This is a genomic window from Vreelandella subglaciescola (assembly GCF_900142895.1).
In the GTDB taxonomy this organism is placed as follows: domain Bacteria; phylum Pseudomonadota; class Gammaproteobacteria; order Pseudomonadales; family Halomonadaceae; genus Vreelandella; species Vreelandella subglaciescola.
Map to the genome: position 1 here is coordinate 440,631 of NZ_LT670847.1, position 15,596 is coordinate 456,226.

Consider the following 15,596-nt stretch of genomic DNA (forward strand, 5'->3'; position numbering starts at 1 on the left):
CCCCGTGGCCACGCTTTTATCATGCTGAAACGCTACTTCCCCATTTTTTCCTGGCTGCCTCACTATCAGGCACGGCTTTTTGGCGCCGACCTGCTGGCCGGCCTGATCGTTACCGTGATGGTGATTCCGCAGTCGCTGGCCTACGCGCTGCTGGCCGGGCTGCCGGCGGTGGTCGGCCTGTATGCGAGCATTCTGCCCCAGCTGCTGTATAGCGTATTCGGCACCAGCCGGACGCTGGCCGTGGGGCCCGTGGCCATTGTCGCGCTGATGACCGGGGCGGCGCTAAGCAACATTGCCGCCCCCGGCAGCGCCGAATACATCGAAGCGGCGCTGGTCCTCTCGCTGCTTTCCGGCGGCATTCTGGTGCTGATGGGCGCGTTGCGAATGGGCTTTTTCAGCAACTTTTTGAGTCATCCGGTGATCTCCGGTTTTCTGACCGCCTCGGGCATTCTGATCGCCGCCAGCCAGTTCGGTGGCCTACTGGGCGTGGAAAGCGGCGGTTTTACCCTGTTTGAACGCCTTGCAACGCTGTGGGTCAACCTGCCCAACTTTAACCCGGCGACTCTGCTGATGAGCCTTGGCGTACTCGCCTTTCTGGTGTGGGTCCGCCGCTACGGCAACGCCAGCCTGAAGCGGCTGGGGCTGCCCCACGGCGCGGCTGATTTGCTCGCCCGGGCGGGGCCGATACTCGCCGTGGTGGTCACCACGCTGGTCACCTGGCTGTGGCAGCTGCAGGATCAGGGCGTCGCCGTTGTCGGCACGATTCCCAGTGGCCTGCCACCGCTGAGCCTGCCCTGGCCCGACGCTTCGCTGTGGCACACCCTGCTAGTGCCGGCGCTGTTGATCAGCCTGGTGGGGTTTGTCGAGTCGGTCTCCATGGGGCAGATGCTCGCCGCCAAGCGCCGCCAGCGTATCTCGCCCAATCAAGAGCTGATCGGGCTGGGAGTGGCAAACCTGGCCGCCGGCGTATCCAGCGCCATGCCGGTCACCGGCGGGCTGTCGCGCACGGTGGCCAATTACCATGCCGGTGCACAAACGCCGGCCGCCGGCGCCTTTGCCGCGCTGGGTATTGGCGTGGTGACCTATACGCTGACCGACTGGCTGTATTATCTGCCTATTGCCACGCTGGCGGCGTTTATCACGGTCTCGATCCTGACACTTGTCGATATTCCCACGCTGCGCGCCACCTGGCGCTACTCACGCAGCGATTTTGCCGCGCTGGCCATGACCATTGCTTTAACACTGGGGGAAGGTATCGAGGCCGGCATTATTGGCGGTATTACCCTATCGGTGGCGCTGTTTCTCTACCGCACCAGCCGTCCACACAGCGCGTTGATCGGCCGGGTTCCCGATACCGAACATTTTCGCAACGTGGTGCGCCACGAGGTAGAAACCGCGCCTCAGGTCGCCCTATTGCGCATTGATGAAAGCCTGTATTTTGCCAACGCGCGCTATCTGGAAGACACGCTGTATAACCTTGTCGCCAGCCGACCAGCGCTGGAAGACGTGGTGATTGTGTGCTCGGCGGTCAATCTGATCGATGCCTCGGCGCTGGAAAGTCTCGAAGCGATCAACGCCCGGCTGAAAGACTCCGGCGTCACCCTCCACCTGGCCGAAGTCAAAGGCCCGGTGATGGACCGACTCAAATGCAGCGACTTTCCCGATCAGCTCACCGGTCGAATGTTTCTCAGTACCTATGCCGCCTGGCAGGCGCTCAGCCGCCCCGCATCACCGGGCAATAGCGCTTGATGATCCGGTTTTATAAGGCGTAAAGCAGGAAATCAAAAACTGGTTGGGAAAACATGTGAGATAACGGTATAAAATTAAAGTATAAAGTGCTTTGAACGTTATCGCCGCACTAGCTGCCGCTGCCAGGCATCAAACAGGCTATCTACGCTTAGCGCCAGCAGCGCAATAATCACGGCGCCCTGCACGATATAAGCGGTATTACCGTTCACAATACCGGCGATAATCGGGTCGCCCAGGTTACTCGCTCCCACGGTGGCACCCAATGCGGCAGTGGCAATATTGATGGTAATCGAGGTACGCACTCCGGCGAGAATCACGGGCGCAGCCAGCGGCAGCTCAACGCGGTAAAGCCGCTGCCGGCCGGTCATCCCCATTCCCCGAGCGGCGGACACCACGGACGCATCCACGCCCTGAAGGCCCGCCAGCGTATTGCGTACAACCGGCAGCAGGCCGTAAAGCACCAGCGCGACGATAATTGGCAAGGTGCCAAACCCCAGCGCCGGCACCGCTAGCGCCAGCACCGCCACCGGCGGAAACGTTTGCCCCAGCGAGGCGCACTGGCCCACCAGCGGCAGAAAATCCCGCCCCCACGGCCGCGTTACGGCGATACCGGCGGCAATCCCCACGCTCACGGTCACCGCCGCCGCCACGCCAACCGTTAGTGCATGGCGCCACAGCAGCGTTGAAAACGCCGCGCGCTGGTAGATCACCTGGCGAGCATCCGGCGCCAGCCACTTAAGCGCTGGTTCAGCCAGCGGCATGGCCCACACCGCCAGTCCCAGCAGCAACAGCCAGACACCCGGCATCAGCCAGCGTGCCGGATGAGCGACGCCGGTCAGGCGCTGAGCATCAGGATTCACTCGCGCTCTCCTGCTGTGCATGGGCCTCTTTCACCAGCCTGCGCAGCGAGAGTTCGCCCACCGGTACATCGTGCTTATCTGCCACGGTAACGCGCTCACAATGGTCGCGCAGCATCACCGAAAGCGCCTGGCGCAGCGTGTAGGTATCGGGAATGCGCGACTGAGCAGGAAGTGTCGGCCCCAGCGGCGCCATATGGTCACGCACCCGGGTCAGCGATGCCTGTTTCAGGCCCCGCTCAAGCCCGCCCAGCATGGAATCGACAAAGTCGTTGGCAGGCTTTTGCAACAGCGCCAGCGGGCTGCCCTGCTGCACGATCTTGCCATCACGCATGACCACCAGATGATCCGCCAGGCGCAGGGCTTCGTCCATGTCGTGGGTCACCAGCACGACAGTTTTATGCAGACGTGCCTGCAGCCTGGCCAGCATGGCCTGGAGTTTTTCCCGGGTAATCGGATCCAGCGCGCCGAAGGGTTCGTCCATCAGCAGGATGTCCGGGTCAGCGGCCAGCGCTCTGGCAACGCCTACGCGCTGCGCCTGGCCGCCGGAAAGCTGGTGCGGATACTTGTGCGCAAACTCGCCGATGGGCAGGTTCAGAAACTGCATCAGCTCTTCCACGCGCTCGCGCACCTTGCTCGCCGGCCATTTCAACAGCCGCGGCACGGTGCCGATATTGCGCGCAACGTTCCAGTGCGGAAACAGGCCGGTGTCCTGAATCACATAGCCAATACGCCGGCGCAGCTGCACGGGGTTATAGGCAGCGACCGCCTGACCGTCGAGGATGATTTCACCGTCGCTATGTTCGGTCAGGCGATTGATCATGCGCAGCGTGGTGGATTTGCCACAGCCTGACGTGCCCACCAGCGCACAAAATTTGCCTTTGGGTACGGTAAAGCTGATGTCATCGACGGCTACCGTATCGCCGAAGCGTTTAGCGACGTTATGCAGCTCGATCATGCCGTTTCTCCCTGGCTCGAATTTTCTCCCTGACGCAGCTTTTCGGCCAAAGCCCCCAGTGCGGTATCTGCCATGAGCGCCATGGCGATGATCGGTAGCGCGCCCAATAGCACCATATCCATTGCGACCTGGCCCAACCCCTGAAAAATGAAAGTGCCGAGCCCACCCGCGCCGATCAGCGCAGCGACGGCAGCCAGCCCCACCGCCTGTACCGTGGTAATACGAACCCCCTCCAATAAAATGGGCAGCGCCAGCGGCAAACGCACCTGCCAGAAACGCTGCGCGGGGCGCATTCCCATACCGCTGGCGGCGTCCAGCGTGGCGGGGCTGACCGCATCAAGTGCCACATAGGTGTTACGCACCATGGGCAACAGGCTGTACGCAATCAGGGCAATCAGGGCCGGCGTCCAACCAATTCCCTTCACGCCCAGGTCGGCAAGCCAGTCAAAACGCGCGGCCAGCCAGGCCAGCGGCGCCAGCAACAGCCCGAAAAGCGCCAGACTGGGGACGGTTTGCAAAAAGTTAAGCACGGCAAAGGCGACTTTTCGACTGGCGCTGAAGCGGTGGATCAGCATGGCAATGCCGATCCCCAGCACTACGCTTGCCGTCACGGCAATACCCACCAGCGCCACGTGCTCGCCCAGCGCACGATAAAACGCCTCATGGCGCGCCTGAAACTCCTGCACCAGTGCCAAACGCTCAAGCCAGAACGCGGCACACAGCCACCATACGCCGAGAATCCCGAGAAGAATCAGCAGCATCCAGCCGCGCGCCAGTCGCATGCGCAGGCGTAGTTCGACCAGACACAACGAGAGCATGAAGAGCAGCGTCCAGTACGCCGGACCAATACCCAGCCGTGCCTGCGCCGTGTCGGGCGCTATCAGCCAGTGCGACGCCAGCATCAGGCCAAAGGGCATCAACAGCAAAAGAAGGCAGCTGGCGGCCAGCAGTGCCGGATAGCCAGAGCGCTCGGGACGCGCAGCAAGGCCGATCATCACCGTTAACAGCAACGTGGCAAGCCCGGCGCCCGGCCAGCCCAGCGCGTGCCACACCGGGTAGCCGGTGCTTTCCACAATGCGGTTGGGCGCCACGCTGACCACATCCAGCCCCCAGAGGGCGGCGAGCATCGCGACGGCCAAACACAGCAGCACCCGGTTAGGGCGCCACCGCGCCCAGCGTTCGCGACGAATCGGTAGCGCGTCCATCAGCGGCATGGACTACCAGTCCATATTGCTGAGGTAGTCGCCGGCCACCTTGTCGGCCGCCCGGCCGTTAACCGCTACGTCAGCATTGAGGCGCTGCAGTGTCGCCAGATCCAGCGTATCGAATACCGTTTCCAGCGCGGTTTCGATCTCGGGATACGCTTCAAGCACCCATTCGCGTGCCACTGGCGCGGGCTGGTAAATCGGCTGTACGCCCAGCGTATCTTCCAGTACCACAAGCCCCAGCGCCTGCAGGCCGCCGTCGGTGCCATAGGTCATGGCAGCGTTGACGCCACTGGTCTCGCGGGCAGCAGCGCGCATGGTCGCGGCGGTATTACCGCCGGACAGCACCAGCAGCTGATCGTCATCCAGCGTGAAGCCGTAGGCCTCTTGAAAGGCCGGCAGGGCCTGCTCGGATTCGACAAATTCAGCGCTGGCGGCAAACTTGAACGTGCCCTCATTCGCCAGATAGTCGGCCAGGTCTTCCAGAGTCTTGAGATTGTGCTGACGCGCGAGATCTTCGCGCACGCTCATGGCCCAAGTGTTGTTGGCACTTGCCGGCGATAGCCAGACCAGCCCGCGCTCGGCGTCCTTCTCACGCACGGTCTGCCAGGCTTTTTCGGCATCCTTCCACACCGGGCTGTCGGCCATGTCGAAAAAGAACGCCCCGTTGCCGGTGTATTCGGGGTAAAGATCGATTTCTCCCGCGGTTAACGCGCCGCGCACGACGCTGGTCACGCCGAGCTGCAGACGGTTCTCCACGGGCACGCCCTCCTGCTCCAGCGTTTGCAGTATCAGCTCGCCGAGCACAGCGCCTTCCGTGTCGATCTTGGAGCCGACAACCACCGTTTTTTCGGCCGCAAAAGCCGGGGCCGAAACAGCCGCTGCCGTGAGACCGGCATAAATCCAGGGTGTGAGCCAACGCATTGTTATCATCCTTTATCGCTGCGGGGTGACATGCACTTTCATCAAAGCACTTTCAACAAAGTGCTGTCACCAGACTATAGCCAGAGGGGCCGGCGTGCGATAGCCACATCGCATACCGGTTTTACGCTGATGTCGATTGCACTACCCAGCGCGTGCCTTCGCGAGAATCCTTCAGCTCGATGCCCTGGGCCGCCAGTTCATCGCGGATGCTGTCGGCCAGGGCGAAGTCCTTATTGGCCTTGGCGTCGGCACGCTTGGCGATTTGCGCTTCAATGTAGGCGTCGTCCAGCGCTTGTGCCGACGTATTGCCGCCGTGTAGAAACGCCTGCGGCGACTGAGTCAATAGCCCCAGCGTCTCGCCCAGGCCTTTCAGTTCAAGGGCCAGCGCGCCAACGCGCGGTGATTTTTCCGCCTTGGCGCGGTTAAGCTCGCGCGCCAGATCAAACATCACCGACAGCGCTTCCGGGGTGTTGAAATCATCATCCATCACCGCGGTAAAGCGCTCGTGATAGGCACCGTCGGTAGGCTCGGCGTCCGCTGTAGCGGCGTCACCATCAGCAATAACACCTTCCAGCGCCGTGTAGAGCCGCGTCAGGGATTTGCGTGCATCGACCAGCGAGTCGGCCGAGTAGTTGATCGGGCTGCGGTAGTGGCTGGCCACCAGCAGGTAGCGCACCACTTCCGGATCGTGTTCGCTTAACACGTCGCGGATGGTGAAAAAATTGCCCAGCGACTTGGACATTTTTTCCTGATCGACCCGTACCGCGCCGGCGTGCATCCAGGCGTTGGCGTAGGTCTGGCCGGTCGCGGCTTCCGACTGGGCAATCTCGTTTTCATGGTGCGGAAAGGTCAGATCCGGCCCGCCGCCGTGAATATCAAACGTATTGCCCAGGCAGCAAGTGGACATCGCCGAGCATTCGATATGCCAGCCGGGGCGTCCCTTGCCCCAGGGCGACGGCCAGTGGGCTTCATCGGGCTTGGCCGCTTTCCACAGCACGAAATCCAGCGGGTCTTCCTTGTGCGTGTCGACGTCAACCCGCGCGCCCGAGCGCATATCGTCCAACTTGCGGTTATTGAGCTTGCCGTAGCCGGCAAATTCGCGCACGCGGTAATAAACGTCGCCGTTGTCTGCGGCGTAGGCGTAGCCTTTGGCAATCAGCGTTTCAATCATGGCCACAATCTCGTCGATGTGGCCGGTAGCGCGGGGTTCCTGATCAGGCGGCAGCACGCCAAGGCGCGCTTCGTCTTCGTGCATCGCGGCAATCATGCGCTCGGTCAGCGCGCCGATGGTTTCACCGTTATCGGCGGCTCGCTTGAGGATCTTGTCGTCGATGTCGGTAATGTTGCGCACATAGGTCACATCAAAGCCGCGCGCGCGCAGGTAGCGGCTGATCACGTCAAACGCCACCATCACCCGCGCGTGCCCCAGGTGGCAGTAGTCGTAGACCGTCATGCCGCACACGTACATGCTGACATTACCCGGCACCCGCGGCGCCAAAGGCTCCTTGCGCCGGGTCAGGGTGTTATAAATCTGCACTGGCGTCTCCTTAACCCTTTTGCTTGATCTTCGCCCAGGTATCCTTGAGCCCCACGGTGCGGTTGAACACCAGTTTCTCCGGCGTTGAGGCGTGACGATCGGCGCAGAAATAGCCCACACGCTCAAACTGGAAGCGCGATTCGGGCGCCGTTCCGGCAAGGCTCGGCTCGCCAATGGCCTGACAGATCGTCAGCGACTCGGGGTTCAGGTGCTCGAGGAAGTCGGCATCCTTGTCACGATCGGGCTGCTCGGCCGTGAAGAGGTTGTCGTAAAGGCGCACTTCCATGGGAATGCCGTGGGTGGCGCTCACCCAGTGCAGCACGCCTTTGACCTTGCGCCCTTCGGGGTTCTTGCCCAGGGTGTCGAAATCCACCGAGCAGCGCAGCTCGACGACTTCCCCAGCGGCGTCTTTGATCACTTCATCGCAGCGCACCACGTAGCTGTTACGCAGGCGCACTTCCTTGCCCGGCGCCAGACGGAAAAACTTCTTCGGCGGCTCTTCCATGAAGTCGTTGTGGTCGATGTACAGCTCGCGGGTCAGCGGCACCTGACGCACCGGCATATCTTCGCGGGCGGGATGCCCCGGCACCTCGTAGATTTCTTCAAAATCGTCGGGGACGTTGGTCAGCACCACTTTCAGCGGCTTGAGCACGCACATGGCGCGTGGCGCGCTATCTTCCAGATCCGAACGAATGGCATGGGTCAGCATGGCGATATCCACCAGCCCGCTGTCGGAACGCGACACCCCGACCATGTCGCAGAACTTGCGCAGCGAGGCCGGCGTGTAGCCGCGACGGCGCATGCCCGAAATCGTCGGCATACGCGGATCGTCCCAGCCGGCCACAATGCCGTCGTCAACCAGCAGTTTGAGCTTGCGCTTGGAGGTCAGCGTGTAATTCAGGTTGAGGCGAGCAAACTCGATCTGGCGCGGCTTGGCCGGCACCGGCAGATTATTCAAAAACCATTCGTACAGCGGACGATGAGCTTCGAACTCCAGCGTACAGACCGAGTGGGTAATGCCCTCGATGGCGTCAGACTGCCCGTGAGTAAAGTCATAGGACGGATAAATGTGCCATTTGTCGCCGGTCTGGTGGTGCGTGGCGTGGCGGATACGGTACAGGATCGGATCGCGCAGGTTGATGTTCGGCGAGGCCATGTCGATCTTGGCGCGCAGGACTTTACCGCCTTCGGCAAAATCACCCTGGCGCATACCTTCCAGCAGCTCAAGGTTTTCATCAACGCTGCGCTCGCGGTACGGGCTCGGCCGGCCTGGCTCGGTGAGCGTGCCGCGGTATTCACGAATCTCATCCGGCGACAGGTCGTCGACGTAGGCATTGCCTGCGTTGATCAGGTGCTGCGCCCAGGCGTAGAGCTGGTCAAAGTAATCCGAGGCAAAGCGCACATCGCCCGACCACTCGAAGCCCAGCCAGTGGACGTCTTCCTTGATCGCGTCAATGTAGGCCTGCTCTTCCTTGGCCGGGTTGGTGTCGTCAAAGCGCAGGTGGCATTGCCCACCCGTTTGCTCGGCAAGGCCGAAGTTCAGGCAAATCGACTTGGCGTGACCAATATGCAGAAAGCCGTTCGGCTCCGGGGGAAAGCGCGTCACGATGCTGGTGACCTGGCCGCCCTCGATCTCTTCACGTATCTGGTTACGGATAAAGTTTGGCGCCGGGGTGGTCTCAGTGGTCATGGTAGCGTTGAAAACCTCATGGTCGATGGCGTGCCGGGCTTCGCGGTGCCGGGCAAAACCGGTATTATAACGTGACGCCCATGCTTAGCGCCAAGGCAAACGTCTTTATTAAACAGTCTTTATTAAACAAGGCGAATGCCTTTATTGAACAGGAATGTACCCATGATCGTATTACAGACCAGTCAAGGTGATATCACTATCGCGCTGAACCACGAAAAGGCCCCCAAGACGGCTGCCAATTTCGAGCGCTATGTCAAGGAAGGCTTTTATGACGACACGCTATTTCATCGGGTGATCGACGGCTTTATGGTTCAGGGCGGCGGCTTTGACAAGGATTTCAACCAGAAACCGACCCACGACCCGATTGAAAACGAGGCCGATAACGGGCTGAAAAACGTCAAGGGTGCGCTGGCCATGGCGCGTACGCAAGATCCAAACTCTGCCACGGCACAGTTTTTCGTCAACGTCGGCGATAACGACTTCCTTAACCATACCGGCAAAAACATGCAGGGATGGGGCTACGCCGTGTTTGCCGAAGTGGTAGACGGCATGGACGTGGTCAACACCATCAAGGGAGTGGCTACCACGCGCCGCGGCATGCATGCCGACGTGCCGGCCGAGGACGTGATGATCGAACGCGCCTATTTCAAGGACGCGGCCAAGGACGCTGACTGATTACGGAGAGCCCCATGCGCACGCTACTGGTAGCCGACCTGCACCTGAGCGAGCAAACCCCGGCCATGACGCAGGGGTTTATCCGCTATCTTGAGACCACGGCTCAGGGTGCCCGCGCCCTGTATATTCTCGGCGACCTGTTTGATGCCTGGGTGGGCGATGATCTGCTCGATCAACCGCATCCGCTGGCCGACGTTGCGCGCCAGGTTATTCAGGCGCTGCGACACCTGGCCAATAGCGGTACCGATGTCTATTTTATGCACGGTAATCGTGACTTCTTGATTGGCGAGCGCTTTGCCGAGGCCTGCCAGGCCACGCTATTGCCCGAGGTACAGGAAGTCGAACTGCACGGCATTCCCATGGTGCTGCTGCACGGTGACAGCCTGTGCACGCGGGACAGTGCCTATATGGCCTTTCGCCAGCAAGCGCGCAGCCGTGAATGGCAGGCACAAATGCTGGCACGCCCGCTTGCCGAGCGTGCGGCGCTAGCCAAACAACTGCGCCAGACATCCGGCGAGGCCAATGCCGGCAAGGCAGAAGATATCATGGACGTTACGCCGTCCGAGGTCGTCAAACTGATGGAACAGTGCGGCGTTGCCACCATGATCCACGGCCACACTCACCGCCCCAAAGTGCATGATCTGACCGTGGAAGACGTGCCGGCCAAGCGCTATGTGCTCGGTGACTGGAGCGAGGAACACGGCTGGGACATTGTGGTAATGGAAGACAGCGACGCACCGTATGCCCACCTGCGCCTGCGCCAGTTTTCGTTGGGGGAGCCGCCTGCCAGCGGTTGATACGAGCGCCTGGTACGCAACAAAAAACGCCGGCCCTGAGGGTCGGCGTTTTGGGTTTCATCCAACACGATCACGACACTAGCTGTCGGTTTCGATCGTTGCTTCCTCGTGGAGATAATCGATCAGCCCCTGAATCACGGCCTGGCCGCGCAGCTGCTCGGTCATTTGGGCCACGAACCCTTCCACTTCCGCATTGGGCTCGCCCTGAGACACGCGGTCCAGCGCGATAATCGCTACGCCGCTGGGCATAGCCACATGGGCATAAGTGCTCTGCCCCTCTTCCGGGCCAGGCATACGAAACGCCGCATCGACGACTTCGCGGGCAACCGAGGTATCTGCCTGGCGCGAAACATCGCTTGCCTGCTGCCATTGAAGATCGGTACTTTCAGCAGCGTTCTCATCCGCCTTGAGGTTACCAATCAGCGTTTTAGCGCGCTGAGTCAGCGCTTCTTTCTGCTGACGCGCTTGCACCAGTTGCTCGACGTCGTCGCGCACCTCATCCAGCGCCAGCGTTGTCGCTTCGCGATGTTCAGCAACGCGTAGCACCAGGCGGCGATCCTCATCCAGCTCGATCACGTCACTGTTATAGCCATCTTCCAGCACGTCGTTGCTAAACGCCTTGTCCATGACGCCAGGCTCTGACAGCACGCCTTTACCGCCATCACGGGCAAGCCAGTCGCTGTTTTCAACGGTCGCCCCGATATCTTCGGCAACGCCCTGCAGATCATCCGCGGCGAAGCTTTCATCAATCAAGAGCTGTGCGCGCTCGTTGAATTCACCGTCCACCTGGCGGCTGGCGATCATCTGACGCAGCTTGTCGCGCTGCTGCTCAAACGGCGGCCGATTGATATCCGTGACTTTGATGATGTGCAGAGCACCATCCATCTCGACCGGATTGGAGACATCGCCCTGGCTTAGCGAAAAGGCCGCATCATCAAAGGACTCGCCAAAAAAGCCTCGGCTGATTTCGCCTAAATCGCCGCCGTTTTCGGCACTCGCGGTATCGTCCGAGTAGCGTGCGGCGGTATCGGCAAAGCTCTCGCCGCCATTCAGATCATCCAGCGCCTTGTCGGCAACCGCGTCCGCCTCTTCGCGGCTACGCTCATCACCAAAGCCGATCATGATATGTGAAATACGGCGATCGGCATTATCACTCTGCTCGCGCCAGGCCTGGCGCAGCTCGTCTTCACTAACATCGGCTTCATCCGCCATGGTCTGGCGATCCAGCACGATGTAGTTCACCCGCACCTGCTCAGGGCGTTTAAAGCGTTCGGTGTTGGCTTCATAGTAGGCCGTGACATCGTCAGGCGAGACGCTTACATCAATCGCCGTATTGTCCGGCGTGAGCGTGGCATAGCGGAAACTGCGCGCCTGACGCTGAAGCTCTGCCAGACGCTGCTGCTCTGCTTCAAGGGTGAAGTCGCTGAGCGCCAGCCCTTGTTGGAGCTGGCGGCGCATGATGTCGGCACGCAGCTCGTTGCGAAACGCCAGCGGTGTATAGCCGGCACTGCCGAGGCGGTTACGAAACAGCTCAGCGGAGAAGTTGCCTTCCTGATCCTTGAATTCGTCCAGGCTGACGATCAGCTGGTCCAACTGGTCATCCGATATTTTGAACTGGCCGTCTTCCGCATACTGAGTCAATAAACGCTGAGTAATCAGCTGATTCAGCATATCGTTGCGTAACGCGCTCTCCTGCTCCGACGGCACCTGACCCGAGCGCATCGTGCGCTGAACTTCAAGCTCGACCTGCTGGCGGGTAATGGTTTCGCCGTTGACGCTGGCCGCTTCGTCAGGATCCTTGCCGAAGACGCTAAACAACGACTCCACGCCAAACAGCGCCATGGCCGCGACCATGACGCCGATGATAATTTTCGCGGCCCAGCTTTTGGAACCGTTTCGAATACTTTGCAGCATGCTTGCCTCAGATAAACACAGCCAGAAGGCTCAAGTGAGAGCGTTGGATTAGCGCGCCTGCTTTTCCCGTGATTTTTCCCGCGTTAAAAATGACATGGGCGCACCGCGTTGGCGATGCGCCCATGTCACTATATCCTGGCAGCGTCATCGGTCCTGGCAGCGTTGTCTTTGCCCATGCCCGATGCGCGGCTCAAGATTCGCAGCAGCGCTTATGATCCGCGGTAATGCCTGAATTGAGCGTAACGCCCAATCCCTGCCTCAATTAACGGCGTCTTTCAGCGCTTTACCCGCCTTGAAGCTCGGCACCTTGGCCGCGCTGATTTCAATCGGCTGGCCGGTTTGCGGATTACGACCGGTACGCGCGGCGCGCTCTTTGATCGTGAAGGTACCAAAGCCTACCAGTGAAACACTTTCGCCCTGTTTGAGGCTATCGGTGACAGACTCCACCATGGCATCCAATGCGCGTGTTGCTGCTGCCTTGGGAATATCAGCAGACGCAGCAATGGCTTCAATCAGCTCGGACTTATTCACACTTCACCCCTTGACTGTTTCAAAAAATAGCTCTGAAAGGCACGGTCACCGCTTGGCTCGACGATCAAAGCATAGCCGTTGTTTATAGCAACGCGGTGAAATGACTGTCAAGCGACCGTGCCACAAAACGCCCGCCATACAAGGCTTTGGGCGTTATTCTACATGTTGGAAAAGACGCTTTTCGGCTTAATGCGTATTGGCAAGTGCTTCACGCGCCAACGCCTTTTCCCCTTTATCCGTAACGGCGCCATCCTGACCGGTGTCGCTCAAGGCAATCGCGAGCACGTCGTCGACCCAGCGCAGCGGACGGATATCCAGCGCGTCCTTGATATTATCCGGCACTTCCTTGAGATCACGGCGGTTTTCCTCGGGTATGAGGACGGTCTTTATACCACCGCGCCGGGCCGCCAGCAATTTCTCCTTGAGGCCACCAATCGGTAGAACCTCACCGCGCAGATTCACTTCACCGGTCATTGCCACATCGCAGCGGACCGGCTGCTTACTATAGGCCGAGACCATTGCCGTTACCATCGCGACACCGGCACTCGGCCCATCCTTGGGCGTCGCCCCTTCGGGAACGTGAATATGCAGGTCTTCTTTCTCAAACCGCTCAGCGTCGATACCATACGCCTCTGCACGCGCACGCACCACCGTATGCGCGGCGCTGACCGATTCTTTCATCACATCGCCAAGTGAGCCGGTCTTGTTGACGCGCCCCTTGCCCGGTGTCACCACTGACTCGATGGTCAGCAATTCACCGCCCACTGATGTCCAGGCAAGCCCGGTAACCCGGCCGACCTGGTCGTGCTGGTCAGCCAGCCCGTAGCTATAGCGCCGGACGCCGGCGTAATCTTCGATGTGCTCAGCTTCAAGCACGCTGCCCGGCTGCGGCTTCTTGCCCGCCCCCTCTTGCTCCAGGCGCTCACGCAGCACTTTACGCGCTACCTTGGCAATTTGGCGCTCAAGCTCACGCACGCCGGCTTCACGCGTGTAATAGCGGATCAGCTCCAGCAGTGCGTCATCTTCCAATGCCAACTCGCCGCTTTTCAGGCCGTTGGCCGTTAGCTGCTTGGGCAACAGAAAGCGCTTGGCGATACCCAGCTTTTCGTCTTCGGTGTAGCCCGGCAAACGGATGATCTCCATACGGTCGAGCAACGGACCGGGGATGTTCATCGAGTTGGCGGTGCAAACAAACAGCGTTTCGGACAGATCGTAGTCAAGCTCCAGGTAGTGATCACTGAAACTGTTGTTCTGTTCGGGATCCAGCACTTCCAGCAGCGCCGAAGAGGGATCCCCGCGATGGTCCATGCCCAGTTTGTCGACTTCATCCAGCAAGAAAAGCGGATTCTTGACGCCGGCACGGCTCATGCGCTGCATCAGTTTACCCGGCAGCGAGCCAATATAAGTGCGCCGGTGACCACGGATTTCCGACTCATCGCGCACGCCGCCAAGCGCCAGACGAACATACTTGCGGTTGGTGGCCCGGGCGATGGATTGACCCAGCGAGGTCTTCCCCACCCCTGGCGGGCCGACCAGGCACAGCACCGGCCCTTTCATCTTGCGCACGCGCTTCTGTACCGCCAGATATTCGAGAATGCGCGATTTTACCTCTTCAAGGCCGTAGTGATCCTCGTCGAGCACTTCCTGCGCCCGGATCAGATCATGCTTGACGCGCGTGCGCTTTTTCCACGGCACCGAGACCAGCCAGTCAAGATACGAGCGCACCACGGTGGCTTCGGCCGAATTGGCCGACATCATTTTGAGCTTGTTGAGCTCCTGCGTAGCCTTTTCCGCCGCTTCCTGGGGCATGCCGGCGGTCTCGATGGCCTTCTCGTACTTCTCGACTTCGTTGGGTACGTCGTCGAGTTCACCTATTTCCTTCTGAATGGCTTTCATCTGCTCATTCAGATAGTACTCACGCTGGGTCTTTTCCATCTGCTCCTTGACCCGCGAGCGGATACGCTTTTCTACCTGCAACAAGTCAATTTCCGACTCGATCAGCGCCATCAGGTGCTCGATACGATCGCGCACGCGATCCATTTCCAGCAGTTCCTGCTTGTCTCCGATCTTGAGCGACAGGTGCGCACAGATGGTATCTACAAGGCGGCTGGGATCTTCGATGCCCGACAGCGAGTTAAGCACCTCATTGGGCACTTTTTTGGACAGTTTAACGTACTGCTCAAACTGGTTGAGCAGTACGCGCACCAGCGCTTCGCGCTCGCGCTCCGTCAGCGGCTCGCTTTCACGCGGCGTGACGCAGGCCTGAGTATAGCCGTCGTCGTGCTCGTCGGTACTGGTTACGTCGGCACGGAAGCTGCCTTCAATCAGCACCTTGACCGTGCCATCCGGCAGCTTAAGCAGCTGCATGATGTCGGCCACGGTGCCCATGGCATAAAGGTCGGCGTTGTCGGGCTCATCCTGCGAGGCTTCGCGCTGGGCAACCAGAAGCACGCGCTTGTCGGCTTCCATGGCCGCTTCCAGCGCCTGGATGGATTTTTCACGCCCGACAAACAGCGGAATAACCATCTGCGGGTAAACCACAACATCCCGCAGCGGCAATAAAGGAAAACACTGTGACTTTTCGGCGTTCTGCTGCATCGCAGACGTTCCTCAACAAATCGGGTGAGTTCTTAAGATGAGCTCTTAAGACAGGAACTTAAGAAATGCTTAAGCGAATACGTGGATCAGGCACGCAACGGCGGAGGCGCTCATTAACCACGCCATGGCGCCTAAGCAAAAGGGGCCGCCAAGGCGACCCC

General features: G+C 60.1%; 12 protein-coding genes. 3 read left to right on the forward strand and 9 right to left on the reverse strand.

Going from position 1 to position 15,596, the window contains the following annotated elements; all coding sequences use genetic code 11:
* Positions 1 to 21 precede the first annotated feature (21 nt).
* Positions 22 to 1,749: a SulP family inorganic anion transporter gene (locus B5495_RS02020; RefSeq protein WP_079554853.1), complete on the forward strand. Its 1,728-nt coding sequence runs from the start codon at positions 22 to 24 to the stop codon at positions 1,747 to 1,749.
* A 98-nt stretch (positions 1,750 to 1,847) separates the two neighbouring features.
* Here the strand turns inward: B5495_RS02020 and B5495_RS02025 are convergent, their stop codons facing one another.
* The 6 genes from B5495_RS02025 to B5495_RS02050 form a co-directional block, all read right to left on the reverse strand.
* Positions 1,848 to 2,555: an ABC transporter permease gene (locus B5495_RS02025; RefSeq protein WP_231897258.1), complete on the reverse strand. Its 708-nt coding sequence runs from the start codon at positions 2,553 to 2,555 to the stop codon at positions 1,848 to 1,850.
* Positions 2,556 to 2,598: 43 nt separating this feature from the next.
* A complete protein-coding gene (locus tag B5495_RS02030) occupies positions 2,599 to 3,564 on the reverse strand; it encodes an ABC transporter ATP-binding protein (RefSeq protein WP_079550893.1) in 966 nt (321 codons plus the stop codon).
* Positions 3,561 to 4,778, reverse strand: a complete 1,218-nt coding sequence (locus tag B5495_RS02035; protein ID WP_079550895.1) for an ABC transporter permease — start codon at positions 4,776 to 4,778, stop codon at positions 3,561 to 3,563. Before B5495_RS02035 ends, B5495_RS02030 begins: the two co-directional genes overlap by 4 nt.
* Before the next feature lie 3 nt (positions 4,779 to 4,781).
* Positions 4,782 to 5,693, reverse strand: coding sequence for a glycine betaine ABC transporter substrate-binding protein OsmF (osmF, locus tag B5495_RS02040; protein WP_079550897.1), 912 nt, complete (start codon positions 5,691 to 5,693; stop codon positions 4,782 to 4,784).
* A 121-nt stretch (positions 5,694 to 5,814) separates the two neighbouring features.
* Positions 5,815 to 7,230 (reverse strand): cysteine--tRNA ligase, encoded by a 1,416-nt coding sequence (gene cysS, locus B5495_RS02045; RefSeq protein WP_079550898.1) that lies wholly within the window; start codon positions 7,228 to 7,230, stop codon positions 5,815 to 5,817.
* A 10-nt stretch (positions 7,231 to 7,240) separates the two neighbouring features.
* Positions 7,241 to 8,920 (reverse strand): glutamine--tRNA ligase/YqeY domain fusion protein, encoded by a 1,680-nt coding sequence (locus tag B5495_RS02050; protein WP_079550900.1) that lies wholly within the window; start codon positions 8,918 to 8,920, stop codon positions 7,241 to 7,243.
* Positions 8,921 to 9,082: 162 nt separating this feature from the next.
* Between B5495_RS02050 and B5495_RS02055 the strand changes: the two genes are divergently transcribed.
* Positions 9,083 to 9,595: a peptidylprolyl isomerase gene (locus B5495_RS02055; protein WP_079550902.1), complete on the forward strand. Its 513-nt coding sequence runs from the start codon at positions 9,083 to 9,085 to the stop codon at positions 9,593 to 9,595.
* A gap of 14 nt (positions 9,596 to 9,609) precedes the next feature.
* Entirely contained in the window at positions 9,610 to 10,392 is a 783-nt protein-coding gene (locus B5495_RS02060) for a UDP-2,3-diacylglucosamine diphosphatase (RefSeq protein ID WP_079550904.1), read from the forward strand.
* A 78-nt stretch (positions 10,393 to 10,470) separates the two neighbouring features.
* Here the strand turns inward: B5495_RS02060 and B5495_RS02065 are convergent, their stop codons facing one another.
* The 3 genes from B5495_RS02065 to lon form a co-directional block, all read right to left on the reverse strand.
* Positions 10,471 to 12,306, reverse strand: a complete 1,836-nt coding sequence (locus B5495_RS02065; protein WP_079550906.1) for a SurA N-terminal domain-containing protein — start codon at positions 12,304 to 12,306, stop codon at positions 10,471 to 10,473.
* 258 nt (positions 12,307 to 12,564) lie between these two features.
* Positions 12,565 to 12,837: an HU family DNA-binding protein gene (locus B5495_RS02070; RefSeq protein ID WP_079550908.1), complete on the reverse strand. Its 273-nt coding sequence runs from the start codon at positions 12,835 to 12,837 to the stop codon at positions 12,565 to 12,567.
* 186 nt (positions 12,838 to 13,023) lie between these two features.
* Positions 13,024 to 15,435, reverse strand: coding sequence for an endopeptidase La (gene lon / locus B5495_RS02075; RefSeq protein ID WP_079550910.1), 2,412 nt, complete (start codon positions 15,433 to 15,435; stop codon positions 13,024 to 13,026).
* Positions 15,436 to 15,596: the final 161 nt, after the last annotated feature.